The following is an 18227-nucleotide window of genomic DNA, read 5'->3' as shown; positions in this document are numbered from 1 at the left end:
CCTTCCTCAGTTGACGAGCTTGGTGGCGGAAAACTCGATCCGCCGATTGAGCGCCTTGTTCTTCGGCGTGTCGTTGGCGGCAACCGGATGATCCTCGCCGTAGCCGGTCGCCGTGATCTGCGTGCGTGGAATGCCCGCGGCGACAATGGCGTCGGCAACGGCTTGAGCCCTGCGCTCCGACAAGAGCTTGTTCTCGACAGGCGACCCATCGGAATCGGTGTGTCCGGAAACCTCGACCTTCAGGCCCGGGCACTTGCCGACGACACCGACGACCTCGGCAAGCAGCGGACGGCTTTGGCTGTCGAGCCGCGCGCTTGCCGTTCGAAAATAGATCGCTCCGGTGCGCGACAGCACCGCGAACCTGTTGAGGCACTCCTCGTCGCTGAAGTTGGACTTCGCCGCATCGGTGGCCACAGGGCCGACATCGGTGGCGCTCGCCGCGATGGTTTGGACAGCGGCCGGCTTGCTGCCATCAGCGGTGAACACGAAATCGAACGACACCGAAGCTGTCGGAACAATATTGGTCACGTTGGCCGCCTGCTGAAGTTTGTCGACGTTCGGCAGCAGCCCGAAATCTTCGACATGCACGGCAACAGGAGCCTCCGACGCCACCGACACCATGTTGTCGCTGATCATGGTGACCACGATGTTGGCCTCGAGGTCCTTGTCGACGCCGTGCATGTTGAGACGGAATGGAAGAACCGCTTTCACGCGCCGCTTGGTCGCCAGGTCGGCAAATGCCGCGGGATCCACCTTCGCGGTCAATTCAGCGGTCGGAAACTTGAATGTCTCGAAGAAAAGGAACCGCATGCGGACATTGCGAAGGTCGACCCCCGTATCGACCGAATTGAGGTCGAAGCTGACTTTGGCATCACCCGCCGAACTGAGGCTGCCGGAGATATTCCTGATCTTGTTGGTTTCGACGATCGTGTTCTTCTTGACCGACTGATAGGTGAGTACCGAAGCGGTCGGATCGAGCGTCCAGTTCGGCTGTGCGTTCGCACTTCCCAGGCCGGGCAAAAGCAACACGGAAATCGCAACGATCAAGCCAAGCGTCTCTATGGCGAGCCGGCTTCTTGACCGTGTTTTCCACCAGAATCCGACGACTTCGAACATGGAACCCCCCTGCCTATGACAACAGACTTCCGTATCGACATCACGACCATGCGGTGTCGATGGAGAGCATAGAACACTTGCTCTCGCTTGGCGAGCATCTGCTGATTGCGCGGTGCGCCATTTCCAGGTGACACGAATTTCGGATCCGCACACTGGCTAGAAAGCGACTTTGACCCCGAGTTTGGCGCCGACGGTGGAACTGTCGGACGACGCCTTGCCACGGACTTCGCCGTTGACGGTGGTCAACTCCGACACCTTCAGGTTGAAGCCGGTCGACAGCGCGGCGGAAAAATCGGCATCGTCGAAGTCGATCTCCCTGGTGTCGATTTCGGTCGTGTTCTTGTAGCCGAAACGCTGCTGCAATTCGCCCCGCGCATACGGGCTGATCACCATGCCGTTGCTTAGCGTGTAATCGCCATAGATGCCGGGCTCGAACTTGATCGCGCCAAAAGAAAGCCGGCTCTTGCCGAACTCGTTGCCGCCGCTGTCGGTGTAGGGATCGCCACGGAACGAAACGCCAAGCAGGCCGCCGCGCAGATCGAAACGGGTGCGCTCGCTCAGCTTGAAGATGTGGCCGACCGATGCCGTAACCGCATAGCCCTCGGTGTCATAGCTGCCCGTGGTGCCGAGCACGCCGCTCGTCACATCGCTTCCGCCAATGAAGCCGGAGGCGGAGACCAGCGCGTAGTCGTAGTTCTTGCGAAACAGCGCGTAGCCGCCGAACATGCCGGCCTTGTTGGTGCCTTCTCCGATGGCGTCAAATCCCCGGAACCCGCCGAGGTTGACATCGGTCGAGGCATAACCGGCGAAAACGCCGAGGTTCAGGCCATACTCATTGTCGAACTGGAAGTGTTTGGCGGCATTGAAATCCAGGCTGATGGCGGCCGAAAAATCATTGGCATCGAAGCTCGGGCCGGGGCCATTCAAACCGCCGCCACTGATGTCGTAGCCGTCATGCTCGGTATGAGCGAACTGGCCGGAGGCGAAAACGCCGAAGCTGGACGAAACCGGCACCATTGCCCCCCCGGTTGCGGGCGAGAGGTTGAGGTCAGCATCGAGCGCATCACGATTTATGCCGTAGAGGGCGTCGATTGCCACCGTGACCGCGCCGGCGTTGGTGGCGCTGGTGGGCGCCGCGGCAATACCAAAATTGGCCGGAGTAGCACGCAGGAACAAGCCGCCATTCGGGCCAGTTACGACCTCATAGGTGAAAAGCGAACCCGGCGTGCCGGGAATGCCCACGACGCTGAAGGTTCCGGAAATCGGTCCGCCGGTCGAGACGATGAGCGGGATATCGGTCGCCTGGGCGAATTGCGGCGTGCCCAGCAGATTGACGATGATGGTGTTGGCGCCTGTGGCGGAAAACGCGCTGGCAACCAGTTGATCCGACTGCAACGTCTGCTGGTTGATGTCGAGGCTGATCCTGGCGCCGTTGAGCGTGAGGCCGCCGAGCGTCAACACGTCGTTGGCTGCACCGTCCGTCATGTTGATCAGCGAATTCGTCGCGATGATCGAACCTGGCATGTTGACGTTGCCGTTGATGAACAGCGTCGAGCCGTTGCCAAGATTGAGCTGGTTGATGCCTTGCGTGCCGCCGCTGAAGCGGAGCGTTGAGGCGTTGGCCGAGAAATTGTCGAAGCCGGTGAAGTTCTGGCTCTTGCCGCCGGCAGCGAGGTCGGTGCCGGTGACGGTGCCGTTGGCGCCCGTGCCGCTGAACAGGACCCCGTCGGCAAGGTTGAGCGGATCGACCGTGCCCACATTATCGATGATCAGCGTGTTGGCGCCGATTCCGGTGATGCTGCCGCCAATCGTGCCGCCGGAGAGATGGACGTGGTCTGCGTCGATGCCACCCTCGATGGTGCCGCCCGAAACTGAAACCTGGTCGAATCCGGCACCGCCGCTGACACTGCCGTGGATGGTTCCGCCGGAGACGGCTACGGTATCATCGCCGTCGTCGCCAGTTACGTTCCCAGTGATGGCGCCGCCGCTGACGGTTATCGTATCGTTGCCGGTGCCGCCGTTGACCGAACTGCCGATGGTGCCGCCCGAGATGCTGATGTGGTCATCGCCGTCATTGCCGGAAACCGACCCAGCGATCGTTCCGCCGCTGATGGTGATTGTATCGTTGCCGAGATCACCGATGATTTCACCGGCTACTACGCCACCGGATACAAAAATCCGGTCGTTGCCATCATTGCCTTCGATGAAACCGTTTATCGTGCCGCCGCGCAGATCGATCGTATCATTGCCCGCGCCGCCGCTCACGGCGCCGCCGAGCGTGCCGCCGGTCATCAGGAAGCTGTCGTTGCCATCTTCCAGTCCGACAGAATCGACGCCGTCCCCACCCTCACCAAGATCGATCCCGATACTGGCGTTGCCCGAGATCGTGACGTTGTCGTTCTGGCTGCCGGCGAAAATCGAACCGTCAATCCTACCGCCGCTCACGTCATAGGTGTTGCCGCCGCCGTCGCCGAAAACCGAACCGGTTAAACGGCCCGCGGTCATGTTGAAAATATCGGCGCCGTCGCCGAGGTCGACGATGCCCGGAGACGCGGTCGTCCCGATGGTGCCGCCGTTGATGTTGACGGTGTCGTTGCCTTCGTTGCCGAATATGCTGCCGCCGATGGTGGCTCTGCCGCCGACCGTTATCGTGTCGTTTCCGATATCTCCATCAACGTAGAGATCGATCGCGGCATTGCCGTTGATCGTGATCTGGTCGTCGCCTGCGTTTCCGGTCACGTAGCTGTGGATCGCGCCACCGCTGACAACCAGCGTGTCGTTGCCACCGTCGCCGCTCAGACTACCTTCGAGGATGCCACCGTTCATGGTGAATTGGTCGTCGCCGTCGCTAAGCCCGATAGAACCTCCTCCTTCCGAGTCGCCGTAAACTATGGCGCCGTTCTTGATGGTGACGATATCGGCGCCGCCATTGGTGAAAACAGATCCGGTGACAACGCCGCCGGCGCCATCGACGACGCTTGTATCGCTGCCAATGGTGATGGTGTCGATGCCGTCTCCGCCGAAGACTGAACCGTTGATTTGACCGCCGGTCATCTCCAGCGAATTGTTGCCTTCGCCAAGGTCGATGTCCTGAATGCTGCCGGCCTGGATGACGACCTTGTCATCGCCCGCCCCGGTATTGAGATTGGCCATGACGTTGGGGCCGAATGGCTCGCCGTCGAAATCCCCATATGACATCTCAAACTGGTCGTTGCCGCCAAGGAGTTGGACGGTCCCCGCTCCCGGCTCCAAGGTGGTCGTAACCTCCGACGTTATCGGCGGCAGGCCACTTACGTCGGGCGTAGCCGTAACGTTGTCCAGGATGCCGCCAACGATGCTTACAATGTCGTCGCCATTGCCGTCATAATTGTTGACGATGACAGTCGACGAGCTGTTGTCTTGCCCTTGGTAACCCTTGAACCCTGTCGCGAATGCGCCGTTGATGTCCTGGACATTTCCCGTTGTTGTGCACTTGACCGTGACCGACGTCGTTTCGAACGTCGTCACGGCCGAGATGCCTGAGCCAACCGTTGTCACGGTGCCGCTCGCGGCAGCGGAGCAGGCTGCCGCGCCGGATATTTGGAAAGTGGATGCGGCCGCCAACGCGAGCAGCGAAACACCTGCCAACTGATAGGCCTCGCGCGGCACTCTCATTCGACTCCACCTTACGAGAAATCGATACCGTCACAAATTAAGGCAATTAAGATAGGTCCCCGACCCATCTGATGGGGCTCGTCGACTTGCTTGACCTTGAGTGTACGTGGCGGGCTGCTCTGCGGCAATGGTTAGACGTTCGCCCTCGGACCACTATAAGGCCATCTGTGGCGAGAAGGTCACTATAGAAAAGCTCGAAGCGAGCTGTTTACACCCATGTTCACAGTTCAAAGGGCACATCTTAGAGATCAGAATAGGCCGCGGAAACGGTCAGGTCTCCCGCATGAGCAACCTTGCGATTGTAGCTTGCCCATATTTCGCCGCCACATTGCTGCGCCCAGCGGTGACAGAAAGAAAAATCGGTGGGCAAATCCACGTCCGGCGTCACGATCTTTGAAAAAGGCGTCAGAAAGCTCTCGAACTGTGCGGTGTATTTGTTGTTTCTGTAGCGCGACCGGTTCACCGTTTCGGGCAGTTTCTCAATTATCGTCGTCACACAGTCGCGGGAAACCAAGAAGATGCCCGTGCCACATAGCGATACCCTGACAAAGCCGCCCATCTCTTCGCGCGGTTCGATGATGGTTCCGAGGAACTCCAGACTCCGCGCGAAGGCCTTGTCGAAGGGCAGTTTCGACAGCGAGTGGAGCTTGCGAAGATCGACCAGGCGCCGGGGATACAAAGTGCCGACCACCGGCTTGTCCAGCGCCAGCATCGCCGCGATGAGTTCAGGCGCAAAGCCCATGTCGCTGTCGATCATCAGGATGTGGCTGCAATCCGGCTTGTTGTAGTAGAAATTCGTCAGCAGGTAGTTCCGGGAAAACGGGATATCCGTGTACTCGATTTCCGACAGCGAGAAGGCGTAGCTGGACAGGCTCTTGTGGGTCAGGGCCGCGAAGAGGCTGCGAACGAACACGCTTTTGTAGGCTGCTCCATAAACCGGCAGCGCAAGGTTGATCTTGATCGGCATCGTGTCCTCCACAGTCCCGTGACTGAGCATAGAAACCCGTTTTCCCTATCTTTGACATGATTCTTGGTATAAATTTTTGCAGGCCTTTGGCGGCACGGGGTCCATACGCTCAGGCATGACTGTATTTGCGTGGGGTGCGCTTCGAAGGTTGCAAGACCAGGATTGACGCAGACCGGAACGGGCATACTGATATGACCCATTGCCACAAACTCCTGCTTCGCATCCCGCTGCTTCTGCTTCTCGTGCTTTTTGGCTCAGCTGGCGCTCGCGCCGCGGTCGAGCAGAACCCGTCGCCGCAGCCGCGCAACCGGCTGGCGATCGTCATCGGCAATTCGAACTATCAAAGCACCCGGCTAGAGCATCTCCCCAATGCGGCAAACGATGCCACGCGACTTTCGGAGAGCCTGAAGCGGCTGAATTTTGAAGTCCTGACGGGAACCGATCTCTCGACCGAGGGTTTCACCAAACTGCTTCGAGACGCGGATGCAAAGTTGCCGACCGCCAGTGCAGTCTTGATTTTCTATGCCGGCCATGGCGTGCAGTTGAATGGTGAAAACTACCTGCTCCCGGTCGATACGCCCGACCCCGAAAGCCTCGAAAAACTGGTGGCCAGCGCCATCAAGCTGAATGACGTCATCGCCAGGTTCGCGCGCCGGGACCGCCAGACATTCATATTCCTGGACGCGTGCCGCAACAATCCGCTCGGTCCCGGCGCCGGCGCGGGCAATGGTCTGGCGCAAGTCGACGTCGGTGAAAACACGTTCGTTGCCTTTGCCACGCAGCCCGGCAATGTCACGGCCGATGGCGGCGGCGAGAACAGCCCGTTCACCGTTGCGTTGCTGAAGAATCTCGAAATCCCCGGACTGAGCGTCTCCGACATGATGATCCGCGTCCGAAACGAAACCGAAGCATTGACGGTTGGCCGTCAAGTGCCGTGGGATCAATCGAACCTGCGCGAGCAGTTCTATTTCACGGAGCAGCAGGCACTCGATCCGGCACAGTTGAGCGCAAGCCTTTCGCGAATTCTGGCCGACCCCATCGCCAAGAAGAGATTGCAGGTCGAGCTTGCCTCCAGCGACCTGCAAACTGCCGTGCTCGTCGTCGGGCAGACGTTGCGGTCGGTCGAGATTCCGGCACCGTCAACCGGTGCACCCGAGCCGGTCGGCACTCAGGTCGCCAATCTGTCGCGAGCTGAAAGTGTTGAAGATGCTCGCCAAAACGTCGTCTCCGGCCTCGAAACCCTCATTGTCGGCGCATCGCCGGGCGAAGCGGAAAAGGACAAGGCTGGCGATCTTGCGCGCAGCATCCAGACGGAACTTCGTCGCGTGGGTTGCTACCGGATGCAGGTTGACGGCGATTGGGGCACCGGCTCCATCCGCGCCCTTACCGACTACTACAGAAACACCAAACAGGTCGCATCGACGACCGAGCCGACCGTCGGCTTGCTCGGCGATCTCTTCCTGCGCTCCGGCAGAATCTGCAAGCAGCCGGTCATCGTAAAGGCCAAGCCGGCTAAAGTTGCGTCGGAAGCCGACCCCTCGCAAACCAGCTCCGGCCGCAAGGCCGCGAAACGGTCACAGGCCGCCCCGCAACGCCCCGCAGCGCCCCCGCCGGACATTGGTGCGGGCATAGGCATTGGTGGCGTGTTCTAGGGATATTGGCGGTCAGGCGCGCTTGGTTACTGCCCTTGATTTCCTGACCGACCCACCATCCACCGTCAGGTTGCGCCTAGACAATCCAATCGTGCAACGAGTAGGCATGGATGTAGTCGATCTGCATCTCCGCAGGTGTCGCAAGCCCGTCGGCGGGCGTTCCCGCGATGCCGCCAACCGCGAGATCGACCAGCATATACATCGGCTCGTGCATGTCGGCAGGCGTTGCGGCATGCGCCACTTCGACGTTGTCGAAATACCAGACGAGTTCGTTTTCCGTCCACAGCACCCCGTATTTGTGGAACCCTCCGGTATCGGCGACATAGGGCGTGGAGGATACTGTTGTGTGCGTTCCCGTCTCGTTCGTGTGGCTTGTCAAAAGGAGCTTGTTTGGATCCTGACCGGTCATCTCTATGGCGTCCAACTCCGGTGGCCAGGAGCCGTCCGCCGGCAGAAGCCAGAAGGCCGGCCATGCGCCCTGTTTTTCGGGCATGTCGGCCCGAATTTCGAAATAACCGTAGGTCTGCGCGAAGGAGTCGTGCGTCGTCAGCAAACCTGACGTGTATTGGTAGTTGTTTATGTAGGGTTTGATAGCGTCTGGGGCCTTGGCGGCGGTAATCGTGAGAACACCGTTCTGGATATTGAACGGCTTGACGGAACTCGTCGGGGCATAGTTGGCATCGATATACCATTGAAGCTCGCCGTTGCCGGTGAGCGAGCTGCCGTTGGCGCCTCCCCACCAGAAGTTCGTGTTCCAGGTGCCACTCGAGCCATTCCGCAGGTTCAGTGTGTTGAACTCGTCCGCGAAGGTGAGTTGCAGATGCGACCTGTCCAAGGCGAGATCGAACTGGCTCGCGGCGAACTGGTCGATCGTCTTGTTGGCGAAGACGAGAAACTCGTTGCCGGATAGATCAAGTCGGACATTCGCTCCCGACTGGACCATATTGGCGTGCACCTGGTCGAAGGAGGTGAAGCCGTAGCTCCCGACGCGCACCGTATCGTCGGCGCTGAAGTCCAGGATCAGGTCACTGCCGTTGCCGGGGGCGACGATGAAAATGTCCGCCCCGGAGCCGCCCTTGAGAACGTCGTCGCCCTTCAAACCGTCGAGCGTCTGTTGGCCGGAACCGCCGGTGATGATGTTGTTCAGCTCGTTTCCGAAAGCATATTGCTTGTCGCCCGTGACAGTCAGGTTTTCGAAATGCGCCGGGAGCCTGTAATTCATCCAGGTCGAGATGGTGTCGACGCCCTCGTTGGCCAGCTCGACCGCCTTGTTCTTCGTGGAATACAGATAGTAGATATCATCGCCCTTGCCGCCATACATCGTGACGCTGACGTTGCCGTCGCCATAGAGCGAGTCGTTGTAGATGCTGCCATAAAGCGCCGGGCCGGAATTCGTGGCCGAGTACCATTTTGTCGAGGATCCGCTGTAGGCGAGTGGAACGCCATAGGCGTTCAGGACGGTGGTCATTGTGGTCTTGCTCCTCGACTCGATGCCAGCCCCAGCATCTATGGAGGGGACGAGAAGCCAATGTCTTTTTTGGTCTTCGACTTAGGAGGGTTACCGAAAGCTTAACGCCAGCTCACTGCTGTTCCGCAAACGCGCGATCACCATCCCAAGCCCACAAAGCCCTGCCCGCTGGATCGAGTTGCGGCCGCACGCGGCTCACCCCACTCGTCTCGGTGCGGCGCCCTCGCCTGCTCTAGGTATTCAGGATGGAATTCCTGTATCCTTGGACGTCTTGAAGGCGATTTGCGATCACCTTGCCGACCGCCTCCGGGCTGTGCACTTGAGCCATGTAAGTCCGGGCGCGCTCGCCGACCGCGGTGACGGCCTCAATATTATCCGCAAGTTGCACCATGACCCGAGCAGCTTCGTCTATGTCTGGATCGGCCCATTTCTGCCCCTCGATGAAATACGGGTATTGATCGGGCTCCACGCCGATCAAACGGTATGGAATTGGAAAACCAGTCTGCGTGCTGACAAAGTCCTTGCTTCCCGAAAAGTCCGTTGCAATGACCGCTTTGCCCATGGCCATGGCTTCGGCAATTCCCAATCCAAAACCTTCCGAGCGATGCAACGAGATGAAGACATCGCATGATTTCGTCAGGCAATAGGTTTCGGCACGAGTCAGAATTTCGTCAATCAAGACAACCCGCTTGTCGGTCTGCGCCAGGCCACGAATTGAATTCAGAATTGCTCGTTTGTGCGGGCTATTGCCCATTGTCTTGATGATCAAGGAAACCCGCCGATCGCGGTCCTGTCCGAACGCGCGAAGATAGGCCTGCAAAACGGCATCCGGGTTCTTTCGGTCCGGGTAGGACGAAAAATCGAATGCAAACAAGAATGCCGTGGAATCCTTTGGAATCTGGAAGCGTTCCCGGTTCGCCTCGATGTTGGGCGGAACGGATATGGCCACTGGAACGTGCACGACGGGACGGTCCGTACCGGCTATGAACGCGTCGCGGACGAAGGCCGTCGGGGCCCAAATCTCGTCCACATGCTGCAAGCTGGTCAGCCATTGCGGGTGGATCAGAGGCAGTTCCCAGAAAGGCCGGACGATATTGTATCTGTTGTGCAGAACACCGACGCCGACGCCCTGAATGGTTGACCCCAGCATGTCGGCGTTTACGCAGAAAACGTTCACCATTTTGGACGGCCGCGCAGCGATGCGGTGCGTCAGGGCTCTGTCCCTGTGCGACGAAAGAACCTGCTCGTCAAAATTCGTGACATCGTAATTGATGCCCGCGCTCTCAATCGATCGGGCGAGCGAACGCATGGCTTCACCGACGCCCGTCTCTGAAAAAGGGTAACCGATGAGGGATAGACCAGGCGCAAGCGTAGCCTGGGTTGTCGTATCGAAATTCGTGGGCCAGGCACGCCTGAACATCGCATCGAGAAATTGTTTTCGCCTGGCCGGCGGCACCATTCTGTAGAGCCAGCGAATGTGAGGTTGGGCTCTTACGAGAGTTCGATAAGCACGACGCGCGACACGCGCCGCGATCATCGAGGCTTGTTTGGCGGAAACGTCCGCCACTGCGTTTGGGCCGGTCTTCGCAGATCCAAGTTGGCTCATTCTTTCGGCGACCGTTTTCGTGAACCTGGGAGGGATTCCGGCCGACGTCGCGCCGCCGGACATATACCAGTCGGCATAGTTGATCTGGGATCGTCCCTCCTGGAGGGGGAAGTAAGATTGCAGGTCGCGCCTCGTCGTCCAGAGTGCGTGCGCAAGCTGCGTGACCACGCCACCGGGGTTGGGCCTGATGTCGGCTGGACGGTCGAGATTGTCGGGCATCAAGGCGAAGGGATCGCCCTCGAAAGGTTCGAGCTTCTCGCGATAGACAATTCGCGCCAGGCTCGGAATGTCGGTGCCATCGGAAAACGTCCCGAAGCCATAAGGCACTGCAGAGAACCTGCTTGCCCCATAGGCCTCCAACTGGTCGTGATAATCGGCCAACAGGTTTTCCAACTCCTTGGTCGACGTTGGCTTCCACCGCTGCTGGTGCTTTGAAAGGACACTCTGGTCGCCGGGAGTGATCCCGCTAAAATGAAAGAAGGCGAGTGGCGAGCCGTTGACCTCGTATCGTTCACTCGTCTTTTTGATCGTGCGGGTATCGAGGTTCCAGTACGCCACGTTGTAGGCTGGATCGCGCAAGATGTGCGTGCCCGAGCAATAGGCCGGCCACAGGTCCATGAACTTCTGGTCGACGAAAATCCCGTCGCTCAGGCGATTGGCGACACACTCGTTTCGCAGGCGCGTCTCCCACCATTCCAGCAAGGCTGACGTCTCGTCCGTCCTGGCCAGGGCCAGAAATCCCAGATTGTAAATCCCGGCTTGCATGAAGGTCAGGTCGTTTGGGCCTTCGGGATGGAGGTTGGGAGCCAGCGCATGCGGCGTCAGGACGGACGTCGCCCCCTCATCGAACGCCTGCAAGATCTCGTCGAAACGGCGATAGGCAAGGATGTCCGGATCCAGGTAAATGACGCGGTCAAAACCCTCGGCGAAAAGCCGCCGGAATACAGTCGGCTTGATCGCCGTGTTGAGCTCCATGACGTCGTAACGAAAACTGAAGGCGCGACGATCGGGCAGATCGAGATCGTCGAAGAAGACATGAGCGTCGAACTCGGGAAAGGCATCCTTTTCCAGGTCTTGCCGACGTGTGTCAGCGATGGCAAGTATGCAGGAGAAGTCTGGATGGTGGCGAGCAAACGAAGACGCAAGCGCCCGGGAATAGTGGAGATAATTCCAGGACGAAATCGTAAAAAACGCATTCCTCATGCTTAGCCCGAATCTTCCTTTGCCTTCGCGTCAAAACGTTGCCATAGCGCACGTCAAGGGCAATCCACAATCGCAAGGGACAGGCTGTGGCAAATAAGACTGCGTTGATAACGGGCATCACCGGGCAGGATGGCGCCTACCTGTCAAAGCTGCTGCTTGACAAGGGATACCGTGTGGTCGGCTCCATGCGCCGTACGTCCGGCATCGGCACATGGCGCCTGCAAGATCTGCAGATTCTGGACGATATCGAATTCGCATCGATGGAACTGACCGAAGATTCAAACGTGCGTGCGGTGCTGGAGAAGATCAAGCCCGACGAAATTTACAATCTCGCGGCTCAAAGCTTTGTGGGCGATTCCTTTACACAGCCCATCTACACAACCCAGGTCACCGGGATCGGTGCATTGAGATTGCTTGAAGGCGTCAGGACCGTTGTCCCCACGGCGAAATTCTATCAGGCTTCAACGTCCGAAATGTTCGGAAAAGTGCAAGAGGTTCCGCAGTCCGAAAAAACCGCTTTCTATCCGCGCAGTCCCTACGGCATCGCCAAACTGTTCGCGCATTGGACTGTCGTGAACTACCGGGAAGCATACGGGCTGCATTGCTGCAGCGGCATCCTCTTCAATCACGAGTCGCCTTTAAGGGGCGTGGAGTTTCTCCCTCGAAAAGTGACGCTTGGCATGGCCAAATACGCATTGAGGGGCGAAGGGCCGCTGCGGGTCGGAAATCTGGAGGCGAAAAGAGATTGGGGCCACGCCAGGGACTACGTCGACGCGATGTGGAGGATGCTGCAAACGACGACTGTGATGGATTTCGTGGTGGCGACCGGAAGAACGCACACCGTTCGCGATTTTGTCGAATTGGCCGCGAGCGCCTGCGGCATCTCCCTGGACTGGCAAGGAACGGGGCACAACGAGATGGCCATAGACCGAGCCACCGGGAACGTCGTTGTATCCGTCGATCCGGCTTTCTACAGACCCTCGGAAGTCGACCTTCTTGTCGGCGACCCTTCTCTTGCGAAAGAAGTTCTGGACTGGAGTCCCACGGTTGGACTGGAGGATCTGGTCGCCGAGATGGTGGAGGTCGATATGCATCGGGTCTCCTCGAACCACGTTTCCGGGTTTTAGGAGACCGGGGGACGCTCTAGTACCCCCATAGCCCAACCAGATCGCGACCGGTCAGGTCGCTGGCCATGGAAACTTCGGTCGCGAACAGCTTTTTCAGATCGCCTGCAACGTCGTCGGCGATTTCCGTTTCGAAGCCTTCCGCGCGATTGTCCCAGTACTTCTGGCTCACCCTGACGCCGAGAAACTGCTGCAATTGCTGCTCCCATGCCCCCTTCTCGCGGACCGGGTGCGGGCGGATCAGGTCCTCATAGATCAAGACCAGTATTTGCTTGCGCGGAAAGGATTGATAATAGCGGCGCAGATGCCTGCCGTAGAAAGAATGTTCGATGTTCATGGACGCAGAATACCAGGAATTATCCTGCGCTCTATGACTGGCGAACCCAATCAAGCCATTCCTGATATACGAATTTATGTCCAGGCTTAGTTCCGGCCCCAGCGATGCGTCGATCTTTCCCTTCATGTGCCGGTACTGCGAGATCACACGGCTGACCGGCTCTCTCAGAGTCGCTATGATCTTTGCTTGCGGATTGTAAGATCTTATGCGCTCCGCCACCTGCGCGCTTGAGAGATAGACGGGCGAAATGTCGGCGAGATAGCGGTGGTCGACCGCCGCCTTAGCGAAGTGCGTATCGTATCGAGCCTCGGTGACGTCATCGTCGATACCGAAGCCGTTGATTTCCTTCTCCTCGGGGACAAAGACGTCTCGCGTGGCGCCGAGCATCCTTGCAAGGCTGCTGGTGGCAGTGCGCGGCGCGCCGATACCAATCAGATTTGCCCGCCCCGATGTGGGCGTCTTCAACGCTGGCAATCTTGCCTCCCGGGAACGCCGGCGACCAGGCTTGGCTTCAACATTCCTAATGTTCCTGTTGACGCGCCATGGCGATCATTGTCGAGCACCGCGCGCGCCACTATGAGCTTCGATGGAAAGTCTGATGGGGAAAATTATTGGTGACCGCGGCAATTACGGCCCACGTCCATAGCCAGGCAATTTCGACGCCGGCTTTCCGGCGCATTCGCGCTCGCGATGTCGCAATGGCGCTGCTGCTTGGGCTCCTCTCCCTGTTCGTCTACAACGCTAATATGCGGTCGATCACAGCGGCGGACAGCTATGCGGCGCGCTACCTGCCCTTTTCAATCTGGCAGAATCACAGCCTGACCTTGAATCCAATTCTAACCACGGTGGCTCAAGGACGAAAGCCTCCGGCAACGCCAGAGAAGGATGGCACTGCTCATTGGATCCTGAAGATTGGGGGAGACCGATATGTATCAAAATTTCCCATTGTCGTTCCTGTCATCCTCTCCCCGTTCTATCTGCCGGCAGTCATTTATCTGAACCGCCATGGTGGCGATCCGCTAATGTTCGACCAAGTCGCCCGGATCATGGAAAAGCTTTGCGCTTCTTCGCTGGCGGCGGTGTCCGTCGGTTTGCTCTATTTGCTCCTGCGGCGGCGGACCGATGAAGGGTTGGCCGCCATTCTGAGCCTGCTTTACGCATTTGGCACGACGACATGGGTCATCAGCAGCCAGGCCCTCTGGATGCATGGGCTCGCCCAGCTGTTGGTCGTGGCCACCATGCTTTTGCTCACCGGACCGGGCACGACATTGCGGGTCGTTCTCGCAGGGCTGCTTTGTGGGCTTATCGCGGCCAACCGCCAGCCCGATGCCATATTGGCGGCAGGTCTGGGTATTTATGGCCTGTGGTGGGCTGGCCGGATGAGACCGTTTTTCGTCTTGTCGGGCATGGTCCCGGTCGCTTTGACCCTGGCCTACAATCTCTTGATCGTCGGCAATATCGCGGGGGCTTACGCGCTGCATGTTCGGCCCGGCGATTTCAACCACGACATAGTGGGCGGCATCGCGGGCCTTCTTGTCAGTCCGACCCGAGGGCTCTTCGTCTTCTCCCCGTTCCTGCTGTTCGTTCCCATTTTTTGTCGTCGCGTCGTACTTGAGCGCTCAGGACGAGGGCTGACGATAGCCATTGGCTGCGCCATGATCGTGCAAGTGTCGTTCTACGCCATGATCGATTGGCGGCAGGGCATCTCTTGGGGCCCCCGATGGCTCACCGACATGCTGCCCATGCTGATGTGGATGCTGCCACCTGTCGTGAAGGCCCTGTCCCGGAACGGGCGTGTGGCATTCGGACTTGCATCGCTCGTGGCGATCTCGATCCAGACGATCGGCGCCTTCTGGTATACCGGCATCGCCGACACGCCCATCGTCACCGCTCACGGACCGGGCAGAATGCAACCTGCCTGGGACGTCCACAACGCAGCGTTTGTCGCCGAACTCCGTCACCCGCATGTCCAGGCCGACCTGATCGTCGATCTGCATGGCAACATCGATGCGGTGAATGTCCTGCCCCCCGGTCAAGGCACCGGCGGTGAAGCAGGCAGGCAGCTTGAGGTCCTCGGATGGGCGCTCACCAACAACCACTCCCCCAGCGACGTCGCCGTTCTGATCGATGGCCAATGGGGCGCCGCAACGCGGGAATTCTTTGCCAGGACCGATGTCGAGAAGGCGATGGGCCAGGCGAGCCCGGCTGGCTGGCGCATCACCATTCCAATCGACCAGGTGGGTCCGGGTGAGCATCTGTTGGCGGTGCTGGTGCGCGCCACGGAGGGCGGCGAGCCGCGTCTCATGAAGCAGACCTCCTTCGTCCTGGCGCCGGACAATGAGGCGCTTGAGCATGTGACGGATCTTCCAAGTGCGGCGCGGCGCGCCCGGCAAACGCTCGCAAGTCATCAGCAGGCCGGCGGCTATTGGCTGACCTCCTTTACGAGCGCGACGCGATTTGAGCAGCCGCGCCAGGAAATGAACACCTATCTCAATGCCGTCATGCTTGATGTCGCCGGCCCCGTGGCCGAAACCGCGGGCGCAAGCGACATGCTTGCAAGGACGCGCCAGTTCCTGGCCGCTCAGATCGAGCCGAGCGGCCTCGTTCGATATCACGGTCGACCAGATGCGCCGACGATCGGCACTCTTGGCTGCGCCATCACGCCCGATTCCGATGACACCGCCCTGGCTTGGCGGGTCGCGCCGAGCGAAAAGAGCGAACTGCTGCAACCCGCGCTTGCCACGATAACCCAGTTCAGACGGCCTGACGGGCTCTACAAGACCTGGCTTGCGCCACGGGACAAATACCAATGCCTCGATCCCGGACGCGACGCCAATCCGGCGGATGTCGGAATCCAGATGCACATATTCCTGTTTCTCGAACAGGTGGACAAACCGGCCGCGCGATCGCTGTGCGAAGCGCTCTCGAAAAAAGCGGGCGACGACGACATCTGGGTCTACTACGCCGGTGCGCCGCTCATGATAAATCTGCGGTTGGCGGACCTGGAGAAGGCCGGCTGCTTGCCGCAGTTCCCACAGGCGCAACTGCGGACCGACATTCCCGGACAAGAAATCTGGCTGCGCGCCGCCGACCAGCTTCGGCAAATGGACAGCCATGCCGGCTCATATGCTGCCTATCAACGCACGGCCGAACTGCTGACCGATATTGCTGCGGATGACTTTTCCTTGATGAGCGATACGCCTCCGCTCCTGTATCACAATGACCTTACAGCGACCGTGAAACGATTCTATTGGTCGCAAGATTTCGGATATGCGCTGTGGTTGCGGCTCTATTTCGAGAACGAACGTATGCTATCAAAGCTTCCTTGTGGTTCCGGCGGCCCGGAACAAAAATGTGGTGAGAAGTGACGCAAATCGCGAGCGACACAGTCGGTCAAACTCGCCCCCGGGCGACACAGCTGTCCCGTTGGCTTTCTTGCATCCGTTTCGATGAAGTCGCGGCGCTTCAGGCCACTCCGATCATCGGTGCGGTCCTTTCGATCGGAGCGCTGTCAGCGAGCCACGCGCTGACCGTAGCCATTTTGATAGCCGGCAACCTGTGCCTGATGGCTCATGTGTTTGTCCTCAACGACTGGTCGGGAATCGACGGAGATCTCAAAGACCCGGACCGAGCCAGCCGAACATTCGCGGCAAAAGGTCTGACACGCAGGGAAGTCGGCTATCTTGCCGGCTCATTGCTGGCGATCAGTCTGCTCCTGTTTGGGCTGATAAATACGAGGGCACTCGTTGTTGCAATAACGGTAGCTGGGCTAAGCGCCTTGTATTCCAGCCCGACCCTGCATCTGAAGGGTGCGCCGCTCTTCAGCTCGGCCCTGCATTTTATCGGCGGTTGCATGCATTTCCTGCTCGGCTATGCGGCTTTTGGCGCGATCAACGCACAGGGCCTCGTCGTCAGTTGTTTCTTTGGGCTGGTATTCACCGCCGGTCATTTCACGCATGAGGCGCGCGACTATGACGTCGACTTGCTCAACGGCATACGGACGAACGCCGTGGCGTTTGGCAAGACCAGGAGTTTTGTCGCAGGCCTCGTGCTTTTTATCTCGGCATATGCGCTCATGGTCGCGCTGGCCGTGCTCGGATTGGTTCCGTTCGCCCTCGTCTTTGCCGCCGCATTCATTCCGGTACATCTGTGGGCTTCGCGCCGCGCCATGCTGGCCGGCCTGACGTCCGAGAGCCTCTATCGACTGCAACGGTGTTACCGCGCGCTCTTCGCCACCATTGGCATCGTTATGATCGCGATGGTCGCTTTGTCCTAGCCGGCAGTGTCGGGTTCCACACAACAGGCGACTTTCCGGCCTCGAGGTTCCATGCTTTCCGTAATCGTACCGGTCTTCAACGAAGCAGTCACATTGCCGCACGTGTTGGCGATGGTGAGCACAGCACTTCCCGCCGTGACGAAGGAAATCATCATCGTGGATGACGGCTCCTCCGACGGCACCCGTGAGTGGCTCAAGGCCAATTTTCCGACCGGTTCTCGCTGCGCCACGTCCCTGACCGTCGACATCGACGGAGGTCTGGTCTTCACCGAGGAACCGGAGATTGCCCGGGTCACCGTGCGCGTGTTCCATCACAACAGAAACAGCGGAAAAGGTGCCGCGCTGCAGACCGGGCTGGCGGCCGTTGAGGGCGACGTCATCGTCATCCAGGACGCGGACCTTGAATACGATCCTGCGGATTGGACCGTTATGTATGACCTTATCGTCAGGCGAAAAGTTGCAGATGTCGTCTACGGCTCACGCTTCTATGGCCGGCCTCATCGCTCGCTCTATTTCCACCATTATCTGGCCAATCGCTTCATCTCCCTGGTGTTCAATCTTCTCTACAACCAGACGCTGACGGACATCGAGTGCTGCTACAAGATGTTCACGCGAGACGTCATGAGCCGGCTTCGTCTGACCTGCAACGACTTTGGTTGTGAAATTCAGCTCAGCGCCCAGATCGCGCTTGCCGGCCGCTGGCGGATCTACGAGATCGGCATCAGCTATTTCGGCCGCACCTACGAGGAAGGCAAGAAAATCGGATGGCGCGATGGGGTCAGGGCAATCTGGTATCTCGCCCGCTTCCGGCTCTTTTCCTGAAC

General features: G+C 59.1%; 11 protein-coding genes. 5 read left to right on the top strand and 6 right to left on the bottom strand.

Features of this window, described 5'->3' with window-relative positions:
* Positions 1–6: 6 nt before the first annotated feature.
* The 3 genes from AC1DYW_RS08425 to AC1DYW_RS08415 form a co-directional block, all read right to left on the bottom strand.
* Positions 7–1116: an OmpA family protein gene (locus AC1DYW_RS08425; protein ID WP_477225813.1), complete on the bottom strand. Its 1110-nt coding sequence runs from the start codon at positions 1114–1116 to the stop codon at positions 7–9.
* 156 nt (positions 1117–1272) lie between these two features.
* Complete coding sequence (locus tag AC1DYW_RS08420) at positions 1273–4770, bottom strand: autotransporter (protein WP_477225812.1); 3498 nt, start codon at positions 4768–4770, stop codon at positions 1273–1275.
* A 241-nt stretch (positions 4771–5011) separates the two neighbouring features.
* Positions 5012–5737 carry a hypothetical protein gene (locus AC1DYW_RS08415; protein WP_477225811.1) on the bottom strand — a complete coding sequence of 242 codons (726 nt, stop codon included), beginning with the start codon at positions 5735–5737 and terminating at the stop codon, positions 5012–5014.
* A 191-nt stretch (positions 5738–5928) separates the two neighbouring features.
* Here AC1DYW_RS08415 and AC1DYW_RS08410 point away from each other — a divergent pair, with 191 nt between their 5' ends.
* The gene (locus tag AC1DYW_RS08410) at positions 5929–7389 is read left to right on the top strand and encodes a caspase family protein (protein WP_477225810.1); all 1461 of its coding nucleotides are present in this window, start codon (positions 5929–5931) and stop codon (positions 7387–7389) included.
* A gap of 76 nt (positions 7390–7465) precedes the next feature.
* Here the strand turns inward: AC1DYW_RS08410 and eglC are convergent, their stop codons facing one another.
* Together eglC and AC1DYW_RS08400 are read right to left on the bottom strand one after the other, a co-directional pair.
* Complete coding sequence (gene eglC, locus AC1DYW_RS08405; protein ID WP_457154574.1) at positions 7466–8857, bottom strand: endo-1,3-1,4-beta-glycanase EglC; 1392 nt, start codon at positions 8855–8857, stop codon at positions 7466–7468.
* Between the two features lie 232 nt (positions 8858–9089).
* The gene (locus tag AC1DYW_RS08400) at positions 9090–11666 is read right to left on the bottom strand and encodes a glycosyltransferase (protein WP_477225809.1); all 2577 of its coding nucleotides are present in this window, start codon (positions 11664–11666) and stop codon (positions 9090–9092) included.
* An 86-nt stretch (positions 11667–11752) separates the two neighbouring features.
* On the opposite strand from AC1DYW_RS08400, the gene gmd reads away from it, so the two are divergent.
* A complete protein-coding gene (gmd, locus tag AC1DYW_RS08395) occupies positions 11753–12793 on the top strand; it encodes a GDP-mannose 4,6-dehydratase (RefSeq protein WP_477225808.1) in 1041 nt (346 codons plus the stop codon).
* A gap of 16 nt (positions 12794–12809) precedes the next feature.
* Here the strand turns inward: gmd and AC1DYW_RS08390 are convergent, their stop codons facing one another.
* A complete protein-coding gene (locus tag AC1DYW_RS08390) occupies positions 12810–13601 on the bottom strand; it encodes a sulfotransferase family protein (protein ID WP_457155326.1) in 792 nt (263 codons plus the stop codon).
* A gap of 140 nt (positions 13602–13741) precedes the next feature.
* On the opposite strand from AC1DYW_RS08390, the gene AC1DYW_RS08385 reads away from it, so the two are divergent.
* From AC1DYW_RS08385 to AC1DYW_RS08375, 3 genes are read left to right on the top strand one after another with little or no spacing between them, the layout of a single operon-like run.
* Positions 13742–16495: a hypothetical protein gene (locus AC1DYW_RS08385; protein ID WP_477225807.1), complete on the top strand. Its 2754-nt coding sequence runs from the start codon at positions 13742–13744 to the stop codon at positions 16493–16495.
* Positions 16492–17403: a UbiA family prenyltransferase gene (locus tag AC1DYW_RS08380; RefSeq protein ID WP_477225806.1), complete on the top strand. Its 912-nt coding sequence runs from the start codon at positions 16492–16494 to the stop codon at positions 17401–17403. Before AC1DYW_RS08385 ends, AC1DYW_RS08380 begins: the two co-directional genes overlap by 4 nt.
* Positions 17404–17454: 51 nt before the next feature.
* Positions 17455–18225 carry a glycosyltransferase family 2 protein gene (locus tag AC1DYW_RS08375; RefSeq protein ID WP_477225805.1) on the top strand — a complete coding sequence of 257 codons (771 nt, stop codon included), beginning with the start codon at positions 17455–17457 and terminating at the stop codon, positions 18223–18225.
* The last annotated feature ends 2 nt before the right edge of the window (positions 18226–18227 follow it).

It is taken from the genome of Mesorhizobium sp. P2_D5, from assembly GCF_056404355.1.
Note: the sequence above shows the minus strand (reverse complement) of the source record. Positions and strands in the feature narration are given on the sequence as shown.

Coding starts and splice junctions, on each gene's coding strand:
- eglC (WP_457154574.1), bottom strand. CDS start 8,857: ATGACCACCGTCCTGAACGCCTATGGCGTTCCACTCGCCTACAGCGGA.
- AC1DYW_RS08420 (WP_477225812.1), bottom strand. CDS start 4,770: ATGAGAGTGCCGCGCGAGGCCTATCAGTTGGCAGGTGTTTCGCTGCTC.
- AC1DYW_RS08425 (WP_477225813.1), bottom strand. CDS start 1,116: ATGTTCGAAGTCGTCGGATTCTGGTGGAAAACACGGTCAAGAAGCCGG.
- AC1DYW_RS08410 (WP_477225810.1), top strand. CDS start 5,929: ATGACCCATTGCCACAAACTCCTGCTTCGCATCCCGCTGCTTCTGCTT.
- AC1DYW_RS08415 (WP_477225811.1), bottom strand. CDS start 5,737: ATGCCGATCAAGATCAACCTTGCGCTGCCGGTTTATGGAGCAGCCTAC.
- AC1DYW_RS08375 (WP_477225805.1), top strand. CDS start 17,455: ATGCTTTCCGTAATCGTACCGGTCTTCAACGAAGCAGTCACATTGCCG.
- AC1DYW_RS08400 (WP_477225809.1), bottom strand. CDS start 11,666: ATGAGGAATGCGTTTTTTACGATTTCGTCCTGGAATTATCTCCACTAT.